Below are 23,474 nucleotides of genomic sequence, written 5' to 3'. Positions count from 1 at the left end.
CGGACACTGGTCAGCGCGGGAAGTCCTTTAACGGTGGCAGCCCGATTTCTTTTCGTCTCATGTTCACGTTTTTGCTGTCGTGGATTGGAAAGATCTTATTACTGCCATGCTGGAATTCGGTACCGTATCTTTGCTCTTTGCCCTGCCTTACGAGAATACGATCTTCCAGGGAAGCCATTTTTTCGTTCGAATTTCGCCGCGTTTGTTTGCTCCACGAACAACGGGACGATACCTCAACTGATAAGGGAGAGGAGCGTGCTGGATAATGAAATAAGCTGAACGCACAGCTTTCCCATCGTCGATACTCTTCGGCCAGCCGTATAGTTTGATCAATCGGTCGAGCTCCTCCTGATTCCTCAAGTCACCAGCCAGAATCAAATCTTCGATTTTCGCCTTCTCAGCCGCGTCAACGCTGACCTTGGCGTTTTCGCGTTCCAGAATCTCGATATAACGGCCGCGCAATGCCTGGTCATCGCTCAACATGCGACTATACTTTGCCGCAAGTACCGAGCCTTCGCATTCAGCCTGCGTACCGCCAGGTACATTCAGCCAATCCTGTCCATCATGTTGAGCAGGTGCTGCCTGGGACAACGCAAATGCGAAGCCTGTGGCAACAAGCGAAATTATCTTCATCTACATGGAATTGATGAGTATTGGTCGCATCGAATTGAAAAGCCATCTCGCAGGCAGCCAATAACATTCGATAGCGGAATGATGGTACGGATCACGACCGTCTCTTACGTAAAACGCGTCCAACGGGGCTGCGTGACTGGGGCAGACGTCGTTGAACAGCACATGGACCTTGCTGGCGGCGCTCTTCAAGCTCGTGCCAATTCGCGCTGCACCCGGTCATGCACAAAACCCAGATGGATGCTCTCGCGCTTTCCCTCTACAATCCAGGCCCAGGGTACCGGCATGATTTTGCGCTCCAGCGCCGCGACCAGTGCCTTGGCCTCCTTGCTTGCCCCGCACAGGTAGCACGCCACGGCAAAGTGGTTCAAGGCCACAGCGCGGAACCCGTCGCCAGGCTGATTCAGTTTCTCCTTGAGCGTGGCAGGAGTAGCGTCGAGCCAGGCATACAGCGCGGTACTAACGCGGGCGGCATGCGAGGCGTTGCGTAGCTGGCTGACGGTATTCGCCTCCAACGCCAGAGCATGTTCGCAATATGCCAGGGCCACCAGGAAGTGGATCGCACTGCCGCGCGGCGCCCGCTCCGAGCTTTCCTGGGCAAAGCGGAACATCCTCTCGTGGCTGCCGCCCCATTTCTCGGTGGTGACCATGAAATACCGGTAATACGTCGGCCAGTGCATGGGAACGCGTGCAGTGGCCTGTGCGAAGTATTGATCGATCAGGTCGCGATCACCGCTCCTTCGCACTTCCGCCAGGATCAGCCAGGCGAACGGGTCGGCCGCCACTGCGTCCAGGCGTGCCGCCTCGAGCAGCGGCTGCGGGGCGCCGTTGATCAGGTCAAAGAATCGCTGTACGGCCGCTGGGTCGACGTTCTTGCCATAGGCGCTGCCGCGGATCTTCCATGCCTTGCCGATCATGCTGGCGCCCAGCACCGTGTGCGCTATTGACGAGCCGCTGCGGCTACGCACCCATTGCTGCGCCAGATCGACCGCATCCTCGCGCTGGGAGAATGTGTGGAGCAGGCGCTCGCGCTCCTCCTCGCTTGTGGAGAGCAGCAGCTGTTCGGCCTCCTGGTAGCTGCCGCCGATGACATGTTTGAGCAACTGGCTCATGGATGGCGCCGGTACGTCTTCGATGACGGCTGCCTTGGGAGTTAGCCCGAAGATGGAAAGGATGGACATCCGACGATTTTCTCCTGACAAATGTTTTACGATCGAAGGCGGCAGACCGACCTTCTTGCGCTCCATGAACCTTGCAAACCTCTAGCGGAGTGGACAGCCTCATTGAGACGGACACCATACTGCCGTGAAAGGATAGCAGTCCACGTTGAGAAAAAATTCACAGATTGTCACAATCCCAAAATTTGGGGTTGTTCCGCACGCAGCCAGGCACTATGCCTCACGGTTGCATCAGCTTGATTCTGGGGGCGGGATGGCTAATTTCGGTCAAGGAATGCTGGTATGCCCAGCAGGGCCGTAGAAAGGATGTCATGGAACTCGACTTTGTGTTCGAGGAGCGCATTCATGCCATCCGGATCGGCGCGGTCATCAGGCTTGCCAGCAGGCGTTGTCGGCTGCCATGGCGCCGGTTTCCAGCGCTCCGCTGCCGGGGCAGCGGATGTGGCGCGGGCCAGTGCCGCGATGACCAGCGCGGCAGCGACGAGAGTGCGGGTAATTGTCAGGCCGGTACTTACACCGCCATCGGCGCGGTCAGCGGCGGATGGTGCCGGTAGCCTTCCAGGCTGAAGTCGGAAGGCTCGATCTTTTCCAGCCACTCCGGTTCGTACTTGCCGGTCTCGGCAAACGACGGCACGCGGTCCGAAATGATGAAGCGCGGCGCTTCGTACGGCTCGCGCTTGAGCTGTTCCTGCACCATCTCCATGTGGTTCTCGTAGATGTGCGCATCGCCGATGAAGTACGTGAACCAGCGCGGCGTGTAGCCGGTCAGGCGGCCGACCAGGTGCAGCAGCGCGGCGCCTTCGGCGATGTTGAACGGCGTGCCCAGGCCGATGTCGTTGCTGCGCACGTACAGGCACAGCGAGATTTCCCGGGTCGTCGCGTTTGGAATGAACTGGTACAGCAGGTGGCAGGCGGGCAGCGCGACCTGGTCCAGCACGGCCGGGTTCCAGCCGTGGAACAGGATTCGGCGGCTGCCGGGGTTATGGACGATCGTGTCGAGGCATTCGCGCAACTGATCGATCGCCTTGTACAGCAGTACTTTCTCGACGCCGTTTTCCACGAGCGGTGCCACTTCGGTGAACCCGTTGCGGCGGGCATCGTCGCGCTGCGCGATGTTCGCGGCGTCGATCAGTTTATAGCCGGGCCACTGGCGCCACTGCACGCCGTAGACCGGGCCCAGGTCGTCGACGCCGTCGCGGTAGGGATTGGCCAGCCACTGCGCGTTTTCATTGGCGTTCTGGTCCCACACCTTGCAGCCCAGCGCGCGGAAGTCCGCCGCGCTGCGCGAGGCGCGCAGGAAGGCGCACAGTTCGCCCACCACGGACTTGAACGCCAGCCGCTTCGTCGTCACTGCCGGGAAACCCTGCGCCAGATCGAAGCGCATCATCGCGCCCGGCACAGACAGGGTGCGGATGCCCGTGCGGTTGTCCTGCCAGGTACCCTGGGCCAGGACGGTTTCGATCAGTTGCTGGTACTGCTGCATGCGATTCTCCGGCTGAAAACCCGTGATTTTATCAGGTACGCTTTTTTGACGTGCCGAAGGCAGGCCTGCCCGCGCTCTTGGCCGCAGCCTTCGCGGCCGACCTGGCACCCCGGCCCGCGGCGACCACGACGGCGCCTTGCGGAATGCGTTTGGCAGTCTTCGATCGCGGCGGTGCTGGCCGCTCCGGTGTGGTCGGAGCAAAGCCGCCGGCAGGGCGTGGCGCCGCCGGCGCAGCAGGTTTCGGCTTCGGGGCAGGCTTTGTAGCGGGCTTTGTATCGGGCCTGGCACCATGCTTGGCCGCCGGCTTGCGCCCTGCAGGCTGCGCGGATGTCGCCGGCGTTCCGGTCGACGGCACCCGGTGATCGGCTTCGAAGCCCGGGACTTCCTCGCGCGGCAGCACCTGTTTGATCAGCGTCTCGATGGCCTTGAGCAGGTCAACTTCATCGGCGCAGACCAGCGAGATCGCCTCGCCCGTGGCGCCGGCACGGCCGGTGCGGCCGATCCGGTGCACGTAGTCTTCCGCCACCGTGGGCAGGTCGTGGTTGACGACCAGCGGCAGGCCGGCGATGTCGAGGCCGCGCGCGGCCACGTCGGTGGCGACCAGCACGTCCACGTCGCGAGCCTTGAAGCGGGCCAGGGCGCGCAGGCGTGCGGGCTGCGGCTTGTCGCCGTGGATCGCGTCGGCGCGCACCCCTTCCTGCAGCAGCAGGCCGACCAGCTGGTCGACGCCCTTGCGGGTCTTGGCGAAGACCAGTACCTGCTGCCAGCCGCGCTCGCGAAGCAGATGCAGGAACAGTTCCGGCTTCGATTTCTTGTCGGTGGTGATCACCTGCTGGCGGACGGTCCGGGCCGCGGCGTTGGCGGGGCTGGCCTGCACGGACAGCGGGTCGCGCAGCAGGCGCCCGGCCAGCGCGCGGATCGCATCGGGGAATGTGGCCGAGAACAGCAGCGTCTGGCGTTCGGGCGGCAGCGCGGCAAACACCGCGTCCAGGTCGGCGGCGAAGCCGAGGTCCAGCATGCGGTCCGCTTCATCCAGCACCAGTGTCTGCAGTTGCGCGAAGGTGAGGGCGCCCTGGCGCTGCAGGTCGAGCAGGCGGCCGGGCGTGGCCACCAGCACATCCAGGCCCTTTTTCAGCTTGCCGATCTGCGGCTCGATCGGCACGCCGCCGTAGGCCACGCCGAAACGCAGCGGCACATGGGCGCCGTACTTGCGGAAGCTGTTGAATACCTGTTCGGCCAGTTCGCGCGTGGGTGCCAGCACCAGGCAGCGCACGCCGAGCGGGCCCACGGCGCCTTCCAGCGTCAGCCGGTTCAGCAGCGGCAGCGCGAAGCCGGCGGTCTTCCCGGTGCCGGTCTGCGCCGCGGCCATCAGGTCGCGGCCGGCCAGCACGGCGGGAATCGCCTGCTTCTGCACAGGTGTCGGCTCGCCGTAGCCGAGATCGTCGAGCGCGCGCAGCAGCGGATCGATCAGTTTCAGGGAAGCGAAGGTCACAGTGCCGCCTCCAGCGCCGCGTTCCAGTGCGCCAGTGCCGCATGGACCTGCGCGTCGGGGAGATCGAGCAGCTGGTCGCCGACGTACCATTCGGTGTAGCAGGTGCCGTCGAGCTGCCCGTCATGCACGGCATTGTGCAGCCAGATGCGGTGTTCGCGGGCGATTCCGTTGCGGATCTCCAGCGCCCGTTCACGATCGACCGGAAGATGCAGGTGGAACAGGTTCGCCTGAGGCTTCAACGGGTTGGCGCGCAGCATCGGATAGGCCGGCAGCGTTTCGTACAGCCACTGCGTACGGTGGAACAGCGCCGGCATGGCGGCCAGGCGGGCATCGAGCTGCATCGCGGCGGCCACCACGTAGGGCGTGCGGTGGATGATGCTGCCGCCCTGGCGGCGATACCATTCCTGCGCCCGCGCCACGAATGCCGCGCTGCCGGCAAGCAGCGCGCCGCCGATGCCGCCGATGCCCTTGTACAGCGACACGTAGACGGTATCGAAGCCGGCGGCGACGTCGGCCAGCGGACGGCCGATGCCGGCGGCGGCTTCCCAGAGCCGGGCGCCATCCATGTGCAGGTGCGTGCCGCGTTCGCGGCACCAGGCCTTGATCGCTTCCAGCTCGGCCCATGCCGGAGCCTGGCCGCCGATCTCGCGGGCCGGCAGCTCCAGCGACACGGCGCCCAGGTGGTCGGGAATCGCCGCCAGGTCGTCTGCCGTGAACGGCCGGTGCGGGCTGCCCACCTGCAGCGCATGGAAATGGTCCAGCAACTGGTGGTTGCCCCGTTCATGCTTGAGGATGTGCGCGGTCGGGTGCAGGGCGACGAGGCGGCTGCCACGGTCGGCGCACGCCAGGCGCAGGGCAGTCGCCTGCGCCATCGTGCCGGTGATGCAGAACGTGGCGGCTTCCTTGCCCAGCAGCGCGGCGACCTTGCGTTCCAGTGCCCCGATCAGTTCACCCTCGCCGTAGACATCGTGGGCAATGCCGTTCTCCTCGCACCACGCGGCCATGGCCCCAAAGGTTTGCGCGGGTGTCTGCTGCCGGTGTCCCGGCAGCACGGTGGCGCATTGCTGGCGCAGTTGCGCCTCGCCGACAGCTTTATTCATGAGAATGCTCGACATGGACATTGTGGAATTGCAGGGCCGCCAGGTTGGCGTAGATGCCGCCGAGCGCCACCAGCGACTTGTGTGTGCCGGTTTCGACGATGCGGCCGTCTTCCATCACGATGATGCGGTCGGCGCGCTGCACGGTGGCCAGGCGGTGGGCAATGATCACGGTGGTGCGTCCCACCATGGCAGCCTCCAGCGCCGACTGCACCAGGCGCTCGGATTCGGCATCGAGCGCGCTGGTCGCTTCGTCGAGCAGCAGCAGCGGCGGATTCTTCAGCAGTGCGCGGGCGATGGCGATGCGCTGGCGCTGGCCGCCGGAAAGCCGCACGCCGCGTTCGCCCAGGAAGGATTTGTAGCCGTTCGGCAGCCGCTCGATGAATTCGTGGGCGGCGGCCAGCTTCGCGGCGCGGATCACTTCTTCGTCCGTGGCATCGGCGCGGCCGTAGCGGATGTTCTCCATCGCGTCGGCCGAGAAGATCACCGTGTCCTGCGGCACGATGCCGATCGCGCCGCGCAGGTCGTGCAGCGCCAGGTGGCGGATATCCACGCCGTCGAGGCGAATGGTGCCCTGCTGCGGGTCGTAGAAGCGCAGGAACAGCTGGAACAATGTCGTCTTGCCGGCGCCGGACGGGCCGACCACGGCCACCGTTTCGCCGGGCCGGATGTCGAGGTTCAGGTGCCCCAGCGCCGCGGACTCGGGCCGCGACGGATAGGAGAACGTGACATCGGCCAGCGTGAGCGCGGCGCCGTTGGCGGCGCGCGGCGGCAGTGCCAGAGGCTGCGCCGGCTCGCGGATGTCCGATTCGGTGGCCAGCAGTTCGAGCAGGCGTTCGGTGGCGCCGGCCGCGCGCTGCGCCTCGCCCATCACTTCGGACAGCGCGCCGACCGCGCCGGCCACGATCGACGCATACAGGATGAACTGGCCCAGTTCGCCACCGGACATGGTACCGGCCAGCACGGCGTGCGCGCCCAGCCACAGCACGAACACGATGGTGCCGAACACCAGCACGATGGCCAGCATCGTCAGCAGCGCGCGGGCGCGGATGCGGCGCATCGCCGTGCCGAACGCGCCTTCGACCGACCCGCCGAAGCGCCGCGTTTCGATCTCCTCGTGCGTAAACGCCTGCACGGTGGGCATCGCGTTCAGGATCTCGCCGGCCACCGCCGAGGCATCGGCGATGCGGTCCTGCGAATCGCGCGACAGCTTGCGCACGCGCCGGCCGAACATCACGATCGGCAGCACCGTCAGTATCAGCAGGGCGATGATGATGCCGGTCAGTTTCGGGCTCGTCACGAACAGCATGACGAGGCCGCCGGCGAACAGCAGCGCATTGCGCAGCGCCATCGAGATACTGGTGCCGACGACTGCCTGGATCAGCGTGGTGTCCGTCGTGATGCGCGACAGGACTTCACCGGTCTGGGTGGTCTCGAAAAACGCGGGGCTCTGCCGCACCACATGGCGGTACACCGCGCTGCGGATATCGGCCACCACCCGTTCGCCGAGCCACGACACGGTGTAGAAGCGCGCCGCCGTCGCCAGCGCGAGCACCGCGGACACGGCGAACAGGGCGAGGAACACGGCATTCACATGCTCGGCGCTGTGCACGCCGGCCCTGGCGCCGAAGCCCAGGTCGATCATCTGCTTGAACGCGTAGGGGATCGCCAGCGTCGCGCCGGCCGCGACGACGAGCGCCACGCCCGCCATCGCAAAGCGCGAGCGGTACGGTTTCAGGAACGGCACCAGGCCCCGTAACGCGGCCAGGCTGCCTTTCTTCATGTCGCGGGGTTCGTGGGGTTTCCTGGTATCGGACACGGATTCGCGGGAACTGCTGGTAGTGCTGTTGCTCATGCTTTGACGGGTAGTTTTTATAGTTTCATCGGCCGGACATAGCCGGTCAGCTCGAGGTAGGCACGGCCGACCTGCCGGCCGCCGCGCTTCACGGTCACCGCGCCTTCCCAGTACACGGCGCCTGTCGAGCGGCGCGAATCGAGTTCCTGGTCGGGCTGCAGCGGGTCGAGCTGCCAGCTGGTGCCGCCGGTCTCGATCGTGACGGCCACCGGGTATTCGGCGCCCGTGCGGGGCGAACGCCAGCGGGTACGCGGCGTGAATGTCACATCGTCGGGGCCGAAATGCGTGATCTTACCGGATGCGTCGCGCCACGTCGCGTGGGCCCATAGTTTACCACCGCGCTTGTCGCGGATGCGGAAGGCCATCAGCGCGCCACCGTCGTCGAGATTGGCGCCGACCCAGTCCCAGCCGGCCGCGCCGGGATCGAGCACCTGGCTGGACCATTCATGGTCGAGCCACGTCACGCCGGTGACGGCGCTGCGCTTGCCGTCCGCGCCGACGATGGTGCCCGAGGTCTTCAAGTGCGGCTTGCTGTAGTAATAGCTGGCCTGTTCGGGGCGCGGGCCTTTCTGCGAGTAGCCGCCGCGGCCCTGCAGCAGCACCGGCTGGGTGGGTTCCAGCGCCAGTTCCAGCGCGAAGCCGGCGGCGGGAATGGTCATCCGGTAGCGGCCATCGGGGTTGCGCGTCATGCGCCAGTCGTCGAGCTTGACGTCGGTATCGGTTTCGCTGGTGAAGGCCAGGCCGAACCCGGCGCGGGCGCTGCGCTCGTCGTGCAGCAGCTTGCCCTGGGCCGGGTCGGACAGCGCGGCATGGCCGATGACCAGCTGCTTCGGCGCGAACTTGCTGGGGTTGGCGTCGTCCGTGTCGGTGCGGCTCCTGAAGAAGGTGACCTGGTAGCCAAGCTGCCTGCCGTCGGCAGTGGTCAGCCAGCCGGTCGCGTACCACCACTCGGTGCGGAACGCCGGGTGCGCGCCGAAGTCGCGCGGGAAGGCCAGTTGCCGGCCGCCCTCCAGCGGCACCACCGGAGAAAACAGGGGCGGTGCCGCCAGCAGGGGAGCGCTCAACGCCAGCAGCAGTATCAGTAAGAGCCGAATCACCAGTCCTCCCGCACGGCGCGGATCGGCCCGCCGGACAGGGCCTGCCGGCCGGCCGCCAGCGCCGTCAGCATGCTCGCCGCCAGCAGCGCCGCGGCCACGGTGCCCAGCAAGGGCCAGGGGTAGTGCATCTGCATGGTCCAGTGGAACGATTGCGGATTGACGACGTGGACCAGGATCAGGCTGATCGCCCAGCCCAGCGCGAAGCCGGTGGCGATGCCCAGGCCGGTGAGCGCGCCGCCTTCGAGCGCCAGGATGCCGAGGACCTGGCCGCGCGTGACGCCGATGTGGCGCAGCATGCCGAATTCGCGGGCGCGCGCCAGCGTCTGCGCCGAGAACGTGGCAGCCACGCCGAACAGGCCGATGACGATGGCGATCGCTTCGAGCAGATAGGTCACCGCGAAGCTGCGGTCGAAGATGCGCAGCGACAGCGCGCGGATCGCCGACGGTTGCTCGATGTCCAGCGTGGCGCCGAACGGCAGCCGCTTCAGCGCTTCGGTCGCATCGGCGGCGCTGGCATCCCGGTCGAGCCACAGCGCCGCATCGCTGGCATCGGCATCGCCGGTGAGCCGCATGTAATCGGCGCGTTCAATCATCGCCGCGCCGGACACCCGCGCATAGTCGCGCCAGACGCCGGCCACGAAGAACGGTACGGCGGACCCGGCCAGCGGCAGCGGCAGCGTGTCGCCCGTCCGGATGCTATACAAGTCGGCCATCGCTTCCGATACCCAGGCGCGCGGTAGCCTGCCATTGGCCTGCGCGACCTGGTCGCCGACCAGTACCATCGATTTTTCAGGCTGCGCCGGATCGATGTCGCGCGCCAGCAGCGCCACGTTGGGGCGGTCGGGCGCGAGCGAAACGGAGCGCAGCCGCAGGAATTCGGCGCGTGCGATGCCCGGCGTGGCGAGGATGGCCTGCTGCTCGCGCGGCGTCAGGCCGGCCGTGGAGCCCGCGCTGGCAATGCGCGCATACAGGTCGGCGGGCAATACCTGCAGGATCCAGTTGTCGACCGACACACGGAAGCTGGCCACCATGATCGCCATCGCCACCATCAGCGAAAAGCTGGACAGCACGCCGCCCAGCGCGATGCCGGCCTGGCCGGAAGCGTTGGCGAGGCGTGCAAGCGTCAGCGTGGGAACCGGCGCAATCGCGGCGCGGCCCCGTGTGGCCGCCGTCCACCTGCCATGGGCAAAGCGGAACGTGGCCGCCGCGATGCGCGGCATCAGCGCGATGCCGCCGACCAGCAGCAGCGCGATCGACAGGTAGCCGAACACGGGCAGGCCGGCGACGGGCGGCATGCGCGACAACACGGCGGCCGCGGCCAGGCAGGCGATGGCCGGCCATGGGCCGGCCAGCCGGGCCAGTGCGATTTCGTCGGCACCGGATTTCAGCGCCACGGCGGGCGCCGCGCGCGCCGCTTCCCAGGCCGGCGCCGCGCAGCCGAGCAGCGCGACGCCGACGCCGAGGATGAAATAAACGATGGCGGCGACCGGCGTGAACTGCGCCTGCGGCTGGACGCCGGCGAAATAGCCGGCACCGAGGTCGCCGCCGAAGAAACGCAGGGCGAGCGCCGCGATCGCGTAGCCGCCGGCGATGCCGAGCAGCGCGCCGGCCACGCCCAGCGTCGCGCCTTCGACCAGGACCTGCCGGAGCAGGTGGCGCCGTTCGACACCCAGCACGCGCAGCAGCGCGAACTGGCTGCGGCGCCGCATCACCGACAGCGCCTGCGTCGAGAACACCAGGAACGCACCTGTAAACAGCGCGACCAGGGCCAGTACGCTGAGGTTGACGCGGTAGGCGCGGCTCATGTTGCTGGTGCGGCTTTCCTGATCGGCGTCGTTCGGCTGGCCGACGCGGAAGCGGCCCGGGAAGTCGCGCGCCAGCTCGCGCGCCAGCGCGGCCTGGAAGGCATTGCGGTCGACGCCGTCGCGCAGCTTCAGGTCGACCCGCGACAGCTTGCCGAGCCGCGCGAAGCGCCACTGGGCCGCGCCGATATCCATCACAGCCAGCCGCTGGCCGACACGGGCCCGCTGCAGCGAGCCGGCGACACGCAAGGCGATCGTTTCGGTGCCGTTCATGAATGCGATGCTGTCGCCGGCCCGCGCCCCGAGCCATTGCTGCGCGGCCGGCGACAGGAACAGCGCATCGCTGCCCAGTGTATCGCCGGCCACGCCGCTGGCCGGTGCGCCGATCAGGTCCGGTGCGATGTAGCCGACGCGGAAGACGTCCAGTCCCAGCACCTTCAATGGCTCTTTGCCGCCCGGCAGCGATGCGTTGATTTCCAGGACCGGCGAGGCCACCGCCACGTCGGGGCGCTGCGCCAGCCTGCCATATATGTCTTCGTCGAACAGCGGTTCCGTGCCCGATACCTGCAGGTCGGCCTGGCCGGAGAGGCTCTTCACGGCGGCCGAGAATTCGTTGAAAGCGGCGGCGTTGATCAGGTGGATGGCGAAGCCGAGCGCCACGCCGACCGCGATCGCTGCGATGGCGGTGATCGCCCGCACCGGGTGCGCGCGCCATTCGCCCAGCAGCAGCCAGCGCATGAGCGTGCGCGCGGCCCGCGCACGCGCGGTGGCGGATGGCGTCACCTGCATGAAGCGGCGTGGCGCTCGGCGGCGCGCCGGGCCTTGAGTCGGGCGGCATCGACGGCGCGGTGGCTGGCGCGGCGCACGTCGTCCTCGGCCCATTTGCGGGCCATGTCGAGTTTGGCGCATTGCTCGCGGCGCTGCGCGGCCCGCCGGTCGTGCAGGGCATCGGCGTGGTCCTCGTGTGCTTCGCGCGCGAGCCGCTCCTTCTGCAGTTGCTCGGAGAGCTTCTGCTGCCGTTTCAGTTCCGCCGGCCGGTGCGCCGGGGCAGCGGGCGCCGGCATCACGGTCTGCATGCCGCGCTGGCACGGCGCTTCGCTGTAGGCGACGCTGTCGCCATCGGTGCACTTGTACATCTGCGCCTGGGCGGGCAGGCCGATCGCCAGCAGGATCAACAGTGGACTCACCAGTGCGTGCGGCAGGGGCTTCACAGGATCTTCCCCGGGTTCATGATGTTCAGCGGATCGAGCGCGGCCTTGATGGCGCGCATCAGGTTCAGCTCCACCGGCGACTTGTAGCGCGCCAGTTCTTCCCGCTTCAGGGCGCCGATGCCGTGTTCGGCCGAGATCGAGCCGCCGAAGCCGACGACCGTGTCGTGCACGACGCGGTTGACCGCTGCCTGGTTGAGGAGGAATGCCTCGTTGTCGATGCCGGGCGGCGGCGCCACGTTGAAGTGCAGGTTGCCGTCGCCCAGGTGGCCGAAGCACACCAGCCGGCAGCCGGGAAACGCCCGCTGCAGCAGCGGCTCCGTGCGCGCGATGAAGTCTGGGATCGAGGACACCGGCAGGGAGATGTCGTGCTTGATGTTCTTGCCGTCCGCCGCCTGGGCCAGCGGAATGTGTTCGCGCAGGTGCCACAGGCCGCGCGATTGCGCCACCGATGTGGCAACCACCGCGTCGAGCACGATGCCGGCGTCGAACGCTGCGCCGGTGGCGGCTTCCAGCAGTTGCACGGCGTGCGCTTCCGATTCGCTGCTGGAGATTTCAAGCAGGGCGTATTGAGGGAAGATCGACGGGAACGGGCGGGGCAGGGCGGGGAAATGCCTGGCCACCAGCTCGAGGCAGAAGGCCGACATCAGCTCGAACCCGGTCAGGCTCGCACCGGCGCGGTCCTGCAGCAGCGACAGCAGCCGCAGCGCGTGTTCCGGCGACGGCAATGCGGCGAGCGCGGTGATCGACGCTTTCGGTGCCGGATACAGCTTCATCACGGCGCCGGTGATGATGCCCAGCGTGCCTTCGGCACCGATGTACAGGTCGCGCAGGTCGTAGCCGGTATTGTCCTTGCGCAGGCCGCGCAGGCCGGACCAGAGTTCGCCGGCCGGCGTCACGACTTCCAGGCCCAGGCACAGCTCGCGCGTGTTGCCGTAACGGAGCACGCCGGTGCCGCCGGCATTGGTGGACAGGTTGCCGCCGATCGTGCAGCTGCCTTCGGCCGCCAGCGACAGCGGGAACAGGCAATCGGCGGCGGCAGCGGCTTCCTGCACGTGCTGGAGGATGGTGCCCGCATCGACGGTGACGGTGCGGTTGACGGGGTCGAGGCCGCGGATGCGGTTCAGGCGTGCCACCGACAGCACGACGGCGCTGCCGCTGGCATCGGGCACGCTGCCCAGTACCAGGCCGGTGTTGCCGCCCTGCGGCACGACCGGCACGCGTTCGTCGGCGCACAGGCGCACCAGCCGTGCCACGTCGTCGACGCAGCCGGGGCGCAGCACGGCGCGTGCGCTGCCGGTAAAGCGGCCGCGCCAGTCGCGCAGGAAGGGGGCCATGGCGGCCGGCGTGTCGAGCACGAAGTCGGCGCCGGCGATGGCGCGGCAGCGGTCCAGGAATGCCGTCATGGTCAAGAACGCTCGGTTGTCACGCTGGTCCGGTTGCCTACTGGTGTCCGTTGCGGCTGCGCGCAACCTTGTCCAGCAGTTCCCGCGCGGCCTTCTTCGCGGCGCGCTTGTAAGGATGCACATACAGCAGCGCGCAGCAGAAGAACACGGACACCAGCACCGCTTCGCCCCAGCCCAGCCAGGGCATGGTGGCGTCGCTGTAGCCGCGCACCACGCCTTCGGCAAGGTAGGCGAGGATCATCATCGACGACCATTGCAGCGTATACAGGTCGCGTTTCAGGACGCCGATCAGCGGGAACAGCAGCGGCACCGCCTTCAGCGCGAGCCAGGAGCCGCCGGGCTTGAGCGGCGCCAGCACGGTTTCCCACAGCAGGCACCAGGCGATCAGCGCGGCCACGCTGACCAGCGCCCCCCACCACAACACAGTCTGGCGCGCGCCGTACATTACCGGCCCCGCAGCTTGACGGCCGTTTCGGCCAGCCGCTTGCCGAGCGCCACGGCAATGCGCTTTTCCTCGTCCGTGACGGGCTTGCGGCCATCGACGCCGGCCCAGTGGCTGGCGCCATACGGGGTGCCGCCCGACGACGTGGTCATCAGGTCGGGGTGCGTGTAGGGCAGGCCGATGACCATCAGGCCATGGTGCAGCAGCGGGATCATCATCGACAGCAGCGTGGATTCCTGGCCGCCATGCAGGCTGCCGGTGGAGGTGAAGACGCAGGCCGGCTTGCCGGCCAGGCTGCCGGACAGCCACTGGCTCGACGTGCCGTCCCAGAAGTATTTCATGCTGGAAGCCATGTTGCCGAAACGGGTGGGCGAACCGACGGCGATGCCGGCGCATTCGTCCAGGTCCGCCAGTTCCACGTACGGCGCGCCGTCGACCGGTACTTCCGGCTCGGTGGCTTCGGTGACGGTGGATACCGCGGGCACGGTGCGCAGCCGCGCGTCGCAGCCCGGTACGCTTTCGATGCCCTGGGCGATCAGCTCGGCCAGCCTGCGGGTGGCGCCATGCCGGGAATAGAACAAAACTAGGATAATCAGATTGGGCGCGTTCATCGTTGGTATTATAGAACGCTTTACCGCGTGAACAGGGACAGGGACCATTTGAAGCAACGTATATCCTCCATATACCGTTACGTGGCGAACCGCTGCGGCGACGGGGTAGCCGAGCTGCGCTCGCTGTCCTGGGCCGAAGCGCGGGACCTGGTCCTGTTCGCGCGCCGCCGGCTGCGCGAGGAAAGCCTGCCGCAGGTTGCCGGCGGGCTCACGTTCACCACCGTGTTCGCCCTGGTGCCGGTGCTGACGATCGCGCTGGCCGTCTTCACCACCTTTCCGATGTTCGCGACGTTCCGCACCGCGCTGGAGGCGTATTTCATCCAGAGCGTGATGCCGAGGGCGATCTCGGAGACGATCCTGTCGTATCTCACGACGTTCGCGTCGCAGGCCACGCGGCTGTCGGCGGTGGGGGCGGTGACGCTGCTCGTCACGTCGGCGGCGATGATGGGCATGATCGAGCGCGTGTTCAATCGCATCTGGCGCGTGAAGGCGGAGCGCCGCTGGACCCGCCGGCTGCTGGTGTACTGGGCCCTGATCACGTTCGGGCCGCTGCTGGTGGGCGTGTCGATCTCGCTGTCGACGGATTTTTTCTCGGCCACGTCCAGCCTGGTCGGCAATGTGTTCGGCGCGCTGGCCTACTCGGTCCTGTCGCTGCTGCTGACCACGGCCGGCTTCACCTTCCTGTACATCGCGGTACCGAACAAGGTGGTGGACTGGCGCGACGCCCTGGCCGGCGGCGTGCTGGCCGGACTGGCATTCGAGGTGGCCAAGCGCGGCTTTGCCGTGTTCATCACGCAATTCCCGACGTATTCGAAGATCTATGGCGCGCTGGCGGCGCTGCCCCTGTTCCTGCTGTGGGTCTACCTGTCGTGGCTGATCGCCCTGCTGGGCGCGCTGCTGGCGGCGGCGCTGCCGGTGATCAAGTACGAACGCTGGTGGTACGAGCCGGTGCCGGGCGGCGCGTTCGTCGATGCGCTGGCGGTGCTGAAGGTGCTGCACGGGGCCAGCCGCTATGGCGATACGGCGCTGGTGTCGTCGGGCGCGATCCGGGCACGCACGCGGCTCGGCTTCGACGAACTGGATACGCTGCTGGAACAGATGCAGGACAAGGGCTGGGTGGGCCGCGTGCGCGTCGACCCGGCGCCGCGCGTGCAATACGGCAAGCATGTGACCGATACGGGCGACAACTGGGTGCTGCTGGCCAACCCCGACACGCTGACGCTGGCCGAGATCTACCGGCTGTTCGTGTTCGGCGGCATGCCTGTCAACGTCGGCGTCGCGCAGGAATCGGACGATCCGCGCGACGTGATCGCGCGGCACGATGCGGCCCGGCTGGCACGCAGTGTCGAGGACGCCGTCGAAGCCGGGCTCGGCTTGTCGCTGGCCGATCATTTCGGGCCTGCCGTGGGCCGCGCCGGCGTACCGTCCGGCAGCGAATAGTGTGGCCGCGTGCCGGCCCGGGACTGCCGGACAAGCACTATTACCGTGCCACTCTGGATTTTTTCCCGGGCATACGCTACATTGCGCGAGAAGGCATAGAATGAAAATCACCCATTCACGGACAGGACGGCCACCATGAAAGTCTCAGAAATCCTCCAAGTCAAGGGCAACATCCTTTACACGATCACGCCGGACCAGCCGCTGTCGGAAGCTGCCGCCACGATGGCCGAGAAGGACATCGGGTCGCTCGTCGTGATGGAGTATGGCGACCTGGTGGGCATGCTGACGTTCCGCGAAGTGCTCAAGGCGCTGCATGCCAACGAAGGATCGGTGGGCGGCGGCACCGTGCGCAAGCACATGGACGACCATCCGATCACCGTGACGCCCGATACCGAAGTGAACGAAGTACGCCGCATCATGCTGGAAAAGCATGCGCGCTACCTGCCGGTGATGAATGCCAAGACCTTGCTGGGCGTGATCTCGTTCTACGACGTGGCGCGCGCCGTGCTGGAAGCGCAGAGCTTCGAGAACCGCATGCTGAAGGCATATATCCGCGACTGGCCGGCCGAGCAGGACGAGACGACGAACTGAGCAGGACGGCGAACTGAGCCGTACACCGCCTTCGATGAAAGAACGCTGCCTCGGCAGCGTTTTTTATTGCCTGGAAAACAGGGTACGTCCCCATCTTCCGGGAAATTTTTCTGGAGCTTATGCGCGCAGGCGGGCCTGGCCGGCAAGCCAGTCGGACAGTTCGCCGGCGCCCATCGGCCGCGCGAACAGGAAGCCTTGCGCCAGCGGGCAGCCCAGCTGTTCCAGCACGCGGGCCTGCAGCTCGTCCTCGACACCCTCGGCGACCACGGACAGGCCGAGATTGCGGCCCAGCTGTATCACCATTTCGGCGATGCTGCTGCCGCGCGAGGCGTCGCTGATCTCGGTCACGAAGGCGCGGTCGATCTTCAGCCGGTCGAGCCGCAGCCGCTGCAGGTGCGACAGCGACGAGAAGCCGGTGCCGAAGTCGTCGATCGCGATATGGACGCCGGTTTCCTTGACCTCGGCCAGCATCTCGATGAAGGTGTCGGGCTCTTCCATCGCCATCGATTCGGTGATTTCCAGCTCCACATGGCGCGGCGGTGCGCCCGTGTCGGCCAGGGCACGGCGCAGCACCTGCAGGAACTGCGGATGGCGGAACTGCACCTGCGACACATTGATGGACATCGTGAAATCGCGGTGGCCGGCCGCATGCAGCCGTACCAGCTCGGCGCAGGCGGTACGCAGGACCCATTCGCCGATGTCGATGATCAGCCCGGAGTACTCGGCGATCGGAATGAAGCGGTCCGGCGGCACGAAGCGGCCGTCCGCCGTGCGCCAGCGCAGCAGTGCCTCGGCGCCGACCGGCTGGCGGGTGGCCAGGTCGATCTGCGGCTGGTAGGCCAGGAACAGCTCGTGCTTGCTGAACGCGCTGCGCAGCGCATGCATCATGCGTACCCGTTCGCGGATCTCGACGCCCATGTTGCGGGTGAAATAAAAGTGCCCCGCGCGCTGCTGCGACTTGGCGCGCTTGAGGGCGATGTCGGCATCCTTCAGCGCATCGGTACCGCTGCCGTCGTGTTCGGCAAGCCGCACCAGGCCCAGCGTGGCGGAGACCTGCACGGTCTGTTCTTCGATCTCGAACGGCTGCTGGAACAGCGCCAGGATGGCTTCCGGATGCACGAGATCCGCAGGGCCCAGTACACAGAAGATGTCGCCGCCGATGCGTGCGACGGTCAGGTGCCGGGCCAGGCTGTCGCGCAGGCGCGCGGCCACGGCGGCGAGCAGGCCGTCGCCGAACGCATGGCCGAGCGCATCGTTGGTCTCGGCGAAATGGTCTAGGTCCACCAGGCACAGCGTGGCGTCGTCGAGCGCCGGCCCGGCCAGCGCCGCATCGAGGATCTCGATCAGGCGCGTGCGGTTCGGCAATTTCGACAGCGTGTCGTAGAACGCCGCGTCATGCAGGTGCGACATCAGTTCAACGTTGTCGAGGCCGACGGCCACGTTCGCGGCGAAAACGTCCAGCAGCCCGCGATCCAGTTCCGCGGGAGCGCGCGCCACGTCGAGCAGGGCGGCAAACGTGCGGCAGGTCTTGCCGGCCAGGTGCAGCGCGACGGCATCGTCGCCATACACATTGCACCGCCCGGCCAGCGCCTGCGCCAGCGCTGGTGGCAGCGGCGGGTCGGTATCGTGCCCCAGCACGCGGCCCTCGCAAGCCTGCCACGCGCCGCAGGCCGCCACTACCTGCGCGGTGCCGCCGTCGCCGCGCACGCACAGCAGCCCGCTGGCGGGCTGGCCGAGCAGTGCGGCGGCCTGGGCAAGGGCCCCGGCGGCAAAGCTGCGTACGCCATGCAGCGCCATCAGCGCATTGCCGGCCTCGACGATGCGATTCAGGCCGCGCCGGTTCTCGTCGATGCGGCGGATCTGCTCGTAGGAGCGGACCGCTGCCGTCACTGTCGTGTACAGCTTGATGCGGGTAAGTTCGGACTTGGTCTTGTAGTCGTTGATGTCGAAGTCGCGGATGGCATCGATCTCCGGCGCGTAGCCGGGCTGGCCGGTGCGCAGGATGATCCGTACGTCCGCCAGTTTCAGCGTTTCGCGGATGTGGCGCACCAGGTGCAGGCCGGCATGTTCCTGCTCCATCACGACGTCGAGCAGGATGACGGCGATATCGCGCTCGCGCGCCAGCAGTTCGCGTGCTTCCGCGGCAGAGTAGGCATGGAGGAATTCGAGCGGACGGCCGCCCATGTCGAGGTTGCCGAGTGCGAAGGTGGTGGTGGAGTGCACGTCCGCGTCGTCGTCGACGATCATCACCCGCCAGGCGGTGCGCGGGGCCGCGGCCGGCTGCCGGGGCGGCTCGTCCAGGAAGACAAGTTCGTCCTGTCCGGAGCCGATGGGAGTGCTCGTTGGGGGCATGCGTCCTTCTCCAGATGGTCTCGTCCGGTCCCTTTATAGCGGATTGGGCGGGATGCCGGCGCAACTTCCATATTATATGCGGCGAACGAAGTTGCCGCGTAGAAATTATTGCATTTGTCGCGTGGCCGCCGCGGATGCCGTTTGGCTGGCTCGCGCGATGCTAAAGCGGTAAAATTGCCAGTTCCTTCCGCTCTTTCAGATTGATCTCATGTCCGGCAATTCCTTTGGCAAGCTGTTTACGGTAACGACTTTTGGCGAATCTCACGGGCCGGCGATTGGCTGCGTCATCGACGGCTGCCCGCCGGGCCTGGCATTGACCGAAGCCGATATCCAGCCCGAACTGGACCGGCGCAAGCCCGGAACGTCGCGCCACGTCACCCAGCGGCAGGAGCCTGACGCGGTGCAGATCCTGTCCGGCGTGTACGAAGGCGTCACCACCGGCACGCCGATCGCGCTGCTGATCCGCAACGAGGACCAGCGCAGCAAGGACTACGGCAATATCGTCGAGAGCTTCCGCCCTGGCCACGCCGACTACACCTATTGGCACAAGTACGGCGTGCGCGACCCGCGCGGCGGCGGCCGTTCGTCGGCGCGGCTGACGGCGCCCGTGGTGGGCGCCGCGGCGATCGCCAAGAAATGGCTGAAGGAGCAGTACGGCACCGAGTTCGCCGGCTGCATGCGCCAGCTGGGCGATATCGACGTGCCGTTCCAGGATTTCGCGCACGTTCCCGGCAATCCGTTTTTCGCGGCAACGGCCGACGCGGCCCTGATCGCGCGGATGGAAACCTACATGGATGAATTGCGCAAGTCCGGCGATTCGATCGGCGCCCGCATCGACGTGGTGGCGAAGAACGTGCCGGTGGGCCTGGGCCAGCCGATCTACGACAAGCTCGATGCCGACATCGCCTACGCGATGATGGGCATCAACGCGGTGAAGGGCGTGGAAATCGGCGCCGGCTTCGCGTCGGTGGCGCAGCGCGGCTCCGAGCATGGCGACGAGCTGACCCCGCAGGGCTTTGTCGGCAACCATGCCGGCGGCGTGCTGGGCGGCATCTCGACGGGACAGGACATCACGGTCTCCATCGCGATCAAGCCCACGTCGTCGATCCGTACGCCGCGCCGCTCGATCGACAAGGCCGGCAATCCGGTCATGGTGGAAACGTTCGGGCGCCACGACCCGTGCGTGGGTATCCGTGCCACGCCGATCGCCGAAGCGATGCTGGCGCTGGTGCTGATCGACCACGCGCTGATGCACCGCGCCCAGTGCGGCGACGTGCGCGTGGCCACGCCGGATATCGGCCGCCAGGGCTGAGGTTTCGGGGACTTCCGCCGGCATGGCGCCGGCGGTATCGCAGGGCGGCGACATCGGCAGTAGAGCGACGCCGGCAGGACAGCGACGTTCGCTTGCGGATGCGCGTGGCTTGCCGTCAGGCGGCGCGGCTGCTCATCATTTCAAGCTGGTGCCGCCGTTCGATCGCCTTCACCACCAGCGCGCGCAAATCGTTCAGCAGCGCGAACTCGGTTTGCGACAGGTGGATGGCCGGGAACGTCTCGTCCCAGTCGCCATACAGGAAGCCGGCCGGCTGGCCGTTCGCCGACAGCGGGAGGATGACGAAGCTGCGCGCTTCGGCCAGGCCGGCTTTCCACCATTGCGGCAGCTTGGCCGCGAATTTCGGATCGCGGGCGTTTTCGATGAAGATCACGCGGTCGCTGTTCAGCGCGGCGTGGAAAACGTTGGGCTCGTAGGCGTCGTCGAACGACATCGCCGCCAGTTGCTCCTTGGGCAGTGCGCCGAAGCACATCCGCGCCGCATAGCGGCTCTCGCGGCGATTGCGCACGAACGCCACGGCGCGCGAGAAGTCGAGACCCTTGTACACGGTTTCCAGCGCCGCCGAGACCATCTGGCCGGGGCTGGCACTGTCCACCATGTCGCGCATGTCCGCCAGGCCGCTTTGCAGGATGCGGTTGCCGGCGGCGCGCTGGCGCGTCTGGGCCAGTGCCCTGGCGCGGCGCTCCAGCGGCTTCGACAGCGGAGCGATCGTCAATTCCTCGGCGGCGGATTCGCGGGCCTGGGAGATGGCCACGCTTACCTGAGCGATCTCCAGGCCCAGCATCGGAGCAAACGCGGCGCTGATCCGGGCAATCTCGGCGGCGCCCGCTTCGTCGTCGTGCCACAGCGAAGCTGCGCAGTGCCGCGCCAGCGTGGCGATGCCGGCGACCCAGTCGGCGGCCGGCAGTGCCGCGCCATCGTCCGCGTCCATGGTGCGCATGCCGGCGACCAGGTTGCGCGGCAGGTTCCAGCGCTGGGCGGCGGCCATGCCGATGTCCGCCAGCGTAATGCCCAGCAGTTCGGGAGCCGCCGCGTCTTCGTTGCCCGGGCCGCCGCGCTGCTGCAGCTTCAGCCACAGCTCGGGCAGGTAGAACGTGACCATCATGCGGCCCAGCGTGTGCAGCATCGAGCACACCACCGCGAGTTCGGTCTGCGGGCTGCGCACCGTGGCGGCGATCTCGCGCGCCACCAGGCCGGCCAGCACCGCCTTTTCCATCTCGATATGCGCCTGCGTGGAGTCGCTCGCACTCGAACTCAGCTCTTCAACCAGCTTCAGGCCCAGCGCCAGGTGGCCGATGGCTTCCGTGCCCAGCACCAGCACGGCCTTGCTGACCGTGTTGACGTGCTGGCCGAACGCCGAGTACATGCTGCTGTTCGCCAGGCGCAGCACCTTGTTGGTGAGCACGGGGTCGGACAGCACCGTTTCGGTCATCGAGAAGTCGCCGTCGTCCTCGCCGCGCATGGCGCCGAGCACGGCACCGATGGCTTTTGCAAAGGCCGGCATGTCGCCCTGGCGGCGCGTGCGCTCCCACAGCAGGGCGAGGGTCTGCTCCCCGAGCGGGCTGACCGTCGTGCCGCCGTTCATTGCACCGCCTTTGGCGGGTCGGCGCGCATGACCTCTTCATAATGGCGTTCGGTGAGCGCGGCGATCGCCACGTTCGCGGCCATCGGCTTGCCGGTCAGATAGCCCTGCACGTACTGGCAGCCCCGCTCGCGCATATACGCCATCTGTTCCTCGGTCTCGACGCCTTCGGCGACCACCGACAGCGACAGGTGGCGTGCCAGGTCCAGCACGGCGTTGCAGATCGCGCCATCCTTCTGCGACCCGGGCAGGTCGCGGATGAAGGCGCGGTCGATCTTCAGCACCGAGATCGGGAAGCGTTTCAGGTAGGCCAGCGATGAGTAGCCGGTACCGAAATCGTCGATGGCGATGCGGGCGCGCCGTTCGGCCATCTTGCCGAGAATGGTTTCGGCGTGGGCCGGGTCGATCATCAGCGTGCCTTCGGTAATTTCAAGCACGAGCTGTTCGCCCGACAGGCCGGAGAAGGAAATGGCGTCGTCTAGCACTTCTAGAAACTTGTCGCTACGAAATTGACGGGGGCTGATATTAACAGAGATATACAAGGGCCGTTTTGCCGCCTCCTGGAATTGCCGGAGCTGCACGCAGGCGGCTTTCAGCGCCCATGCGCCAAGCAGGTTGATCAGGCCATTGGTCTCTGCGATCGGGATGAAGCGCGCCGGCGATACCATGCCCAGGGTGGGGTGCTTCCAGCGCATCAGCGTTTCGAACCCTTCGATTTCGCGTGTGCGGGCGTCGACGATCGGCTGGTAATGCAGCACGAACTCGCCTTCGCGCACCGCCTGGAACATTGCCGCCTCGAGCGAAATGTCGTCCTCGGTGGGGCTGGAATGGCGCGGGCTGTACACCACGCAGCGGGCCTTGCCTGTTTCCTTGGCGCGCGACAGCGCGGCATCGGCCAGCGCGACCAGCCGCACGTCGTCTTCGGCATGCTGCGGGTAGACCGCCACGCCCAGCGACGCGCCGACATAGATCGTGTGCGCGCCGATCTCGAACGGCGCCTGCAGCGTTGCCAGCAGGCGGCCGGTGACGAGGCGGATCTGCTGCTCGTTGAAGGTGCCGGGCAGCACGGCCACGAATTCGTCGCCGCCCACGCGCGCCAGTGTATCGCTGTCGCGCAAGGTCTTGCGCAGCCGTGCCGCGGCCATCTTCAATACGGCATCGCCTACCGGGTGGCCGAGCCCGTCGTTGACTTTGCGGAAGCTGTCGAGCCCGATGGCGGCGACGGAAAAGCCCTGGCCCGAGCGGCGCGCCTGGGCGACAGTCATGCGGATGCGGTCGGACAGCAGGAGACGGTTCGGCAGTTCGGTCAGCGTATCGTGGGTGGCCATGTGCCGAAGGCGTTCCTCGGTGGCTTGCTGGGCCGACAGGTCGCGGCCAACCGCCAGTACCTCCGTGGCCCCGTCCGGTCCGGCAAAGGTGGAGCAACGCAGGTCGAACCAGATGTCGCTGTCGGTCGACCGCATGCGCAGTTCCAGGCTGGCCACGCCGCTTGTCGCCAGGCCGGCGAGGGCCGAGCGCAGGGCTGCCTCGTCGAGGTCGGAAACGAAGGCTTCCAGCGGCCGGTCCGCCACCGGCCGTCCGTCGCCCAGCAGTGCCATGGCGCGGCGGCTGGCAAACAGCACTGTTCCGCACGGATCGAGCCGGAACACGATGTCGCCGGCTTCTTCGAGCATGCTGTCGAAAGCGTGCCGTGCGTTATCCGGGAATGGCGTGGTGGAACTGGAAAGCATGGCAATACGGCGGTCTTATCTGGTGTCTCGTACTGTGAGGCTCTTACGGTACGCGGGCCGGGCGAGACGGACGGTCACGTTGCGTGAATGTATCACTTCAGGCCGACATTTACATGAAACGGAGCAACATTAGCCACGGTTTCGAAAA

19 protein-coding genes are annotated in these 23,474 nt (G+C 67.0%); 3 read left to right on the top strand and 16 right to left on the bottom strand.

Going from position 1 to position 23,474, the window contains the following annotated elements:
- Positions 1-10 precede the first annotated feature (10 nt).
- The 13 genes from ACY34H_RS16515 to wrbA all read right to left on the bottom strand — a co-directional run bounded on the left by ACY34H_RS16515 (position 11) and on the right by wrbA (position 14,301).
- Complete coding sequence (locus tag ACY34H_RS16515; RefSeq protein ID WP_464978555.1) at positions 11-178, bottom strand: DUF6624 domain-containing protein; 168 nt, start codon at positions 176-178, stop codon at positions 11-13.
- Positions 148-633, bottom strand: coding sequence for a hypothetical protein (locus tag ACY34H_RS16510; RefSeq protein ID WP_464978554.1), 486 nt, complete (start codon positions 631-633; stop codon positions 148-150). The genes ACY34H_RS16515 and ACY34H_RS16510 overlap by 31 nt, the downstream gene beginning before the upstream one ends.
- A 185-nt stretch (positions 634-818) precedes the next feature.
- Complete coding sequence (locus tag ACY34H_RS16505; RefSeq protein ID WP_464978553.1) at positions 819-1,877, bottom strand: hypothetical protein; 1,059 nt, start codon at positions 1,875-1,877, stop codon at positions 819-821.
- Between the two features lie 442 nt (positions 1,878-2,319).
- The gene (locus tag ACY34H_RS16500) at positions 2,320-3,291 is read right to left on the bottom strand and encodes a thymidylate synthase (RefSeq protein WP_464978552.1); all 972 of its coding nucleotides are present in this window, start codon (positions 3,289-3,291) and stop codon (positions 2,320-2,322) included.
- A gap of 31 nt (positions 3,292-3,322) precedes the next feature.
- Entirely contained in the window at positions 3,323-4,783 is a 1,461-nt protein-coding gene (locus ACY34H_RS16495; protein WP_464978551.1) for a DEAD/DEAH box helicase, read from the bottom strand.
- Entirely contained in the window at positions 4,780-5,883 is a 1,104-nt protein-coding gene (locus ACY34H_RS16490; protein ID WP_464978550.1) for a threonine aldolase family protein, read from the bottom strand. Before ACY34H_RS16490 ends, ACY34H_RS16495 begins: the two co-directional genes overlap by 4 nt.
- Entirely contained in the window at positions 5,876-7,735 is a 1,860-nt protein-coding gene (locus ACY34H_RS16485; RefSeq protein WP_464978549.1) for an ABC transporter transmembrane domain-containing protein, read from the bottom strand. Before ACY34H_RS16485 ends, ACY34H_RS16490 begins: the two co-directional genes overlap by 8 nt.
- 17 nt (positions 7,736-7,752) lie before the next feature.
- Complete coding sequence (locus tag ACY34H_RS16480) at positions 7,753-8,832, bottom strand: lipocalin-like domain-containing protein (RefSeq protein WP_464978548.1); 1,080 nt, start codon at positions 8,830-8,832, stop codon at positions 7,753-7,755.
- Complete coding sequence (locus tag ACY34H_RS16475; protein WP_464978547.1) at positions 8,829-11,423, bottom strand: FtsX-like permease family protein; 2,595 nt, start codon at positions 11,421-11,423, stop codon at positions 8,829-8,831. Before ACY34H_RS16475 ends, ACY34H_RS16480 begins: the two co-directional genes overlap by 4 nt.
- A complete protein-coding gene (locus tag ACY34H_RS16470) occupies positions 11,414-11,821 on the bottom strand; it encodes a DUF4124 domain-containing protein (RefSeq protein WP_464978546.1) in 408 nt (135 codons plus the stop codon). The genes ACY34H_RS16475 and ACY34H_RS16470 overlap by 10 nt, the downstream gene beginning before the upstream one ends.
- A 20-nt stretch (positions 11,822-11,841) precedes the next feature.
- Entirely contained in the window at positions 11,842-13,248 is a 1,407-nt protein-coding gene (locus ACY34H_RS16465) for an FAD-binding oxidoreductase (protein ID WP_464978545.1), read from the bottom strand.
- Positions 13,249-13,285: 37 nt separating this feature from the next.
- Positions 13,286-13,693: a DUF2069 domain-containing protein gene (locus ACY34H_RS16460; protein ID WP_464978544.1), complete on the bottom strand. Its 408-nt coding sequence runs from the start codon at positions 13,691-13,693 to the stop codon at positions 13,286-13,288.
- A complete protein-coding gene (wrbA, locus tag ACY34H_RS16455) occupies positions 13,693-14,301 on the bottom strand; it encodes an NAD(P)H:quinone oxidoreductase (RefSeq protein WP_464978543.1) in 609 nt (202 codons plus the stop codon). Before wrbA ends, ACY34H_RS16460 begins: the two co-directional genes overlap by 1 nt.
- Before the next feature lie 81 nt (positions 14,302-14,382).
- On the opposite strand from wrbA, the gene ACY34H_RS16450 reads away from it, so the two are divergent.
- Together ACY34H_RS16450 and ACY34H_RS16445 are read left to right on the top strand one after the other, a co-directional pair.
- Entirely contained in the window at positions 14,383-15,741 is a 1,359-nt protein-coding gene (locus ACY34H_RS16450; RefSeq protein ID WP_464978542.1) for a YihY family inner membrane protein, read from the top strand.
- Between the two features lie 135 nt (positions 15,742-15,876).
- Positions 15,877-16,332 carry a CBS domain-containing protein gene (locus ACY34H_RS16445; protein WP_464978541.1) on the top strand — a complete coding sequence of 152 codons (456 nt, stop codon included), beginning with the start codon at positions 15,877-15,879 and terminating at the stop codon, positions 16,330-16,332.
- 117 nt (positions 16,333-16,449) lie between these two features.
- Here ACY34H_RS16445 and ACY34H_RS16440 read toward each other — a convergent pair whose 3' ends face one another.
- On the bottom strand, positions 16,450-18,684 hold the full coding sequence (locus ACY34H_RS16440) for a putative bifunctional diguanylate cyclase/phosphodiesterase (protein WP_464978540.1): 2,235 nt from the start codon (positions 18,682-18,684) through the stop codon (positions 16,450-16,452).
- A gap of 208 nt (positions 18,685-18,892) precedes the next feature.
- Between ACY34H_RS16440 and aroC the strand changes: the two genes are divergently transcribed.
- The gene (aroC, locus tag ACY34H_RS16435) at positions 18,893-19,996 is read left to right on the top strand and encodes a chorismate synthase (protein WP_464978539.1); all 1,104 of its coding nucleotides are present in this window, start codon (positions 18,893-18,895) and stop codon (positions 19,994-19,996) included.
- A 115-nt stretch (positions 19,997-20,111) separates the two neighbouring features.
- On the opposite strand, the gene ACY34H_RS16430 is transcribed toward aroC, so the two are convergent.
- Both ACY34H_RS16430 and ACY34H_RS16425 read right to left on the bottom strand, forming a co-directional pair.
- Positions 20,112-21,599, bottom strand: a complete 1,488-nt coding sequence (locus ACY34H_RS16430; protein WP_464978538.1) for an HDOD domain-containing protein — start codon at positions 21,597-21,599, stop codon at positions 20,112-20,114.
- Positions 21,596-23,326 carry a putative bifunctional diguanylate cyclase/phosphodiesterase gene (locus tag ACY34H_RS16425; RefSeq protein WP_464978537.1) on the bottom strand — a complete coding sequence of 577 codons (1,731 nt, stop codon included), beginning with the start codon at positions 23,324-23,326 and terminating at the stop codon, positions 21,596-21,598. The genes ACY34H_RS16430 and ACY34H_RS16425 overlap by 4 nt, the downstream gene beginning before the upstream one ends.
- Positions 23,327-23,474 lie beyond the last annotated feature (148 nt).

This window comes from Pseudoduganella sp. jia 9 (assembly GCF_055502615.1).
Note: the sequence above shows the minus strand (reverse complement) of the source record. Positions and strands in the feature narration are given on the sequence as shown.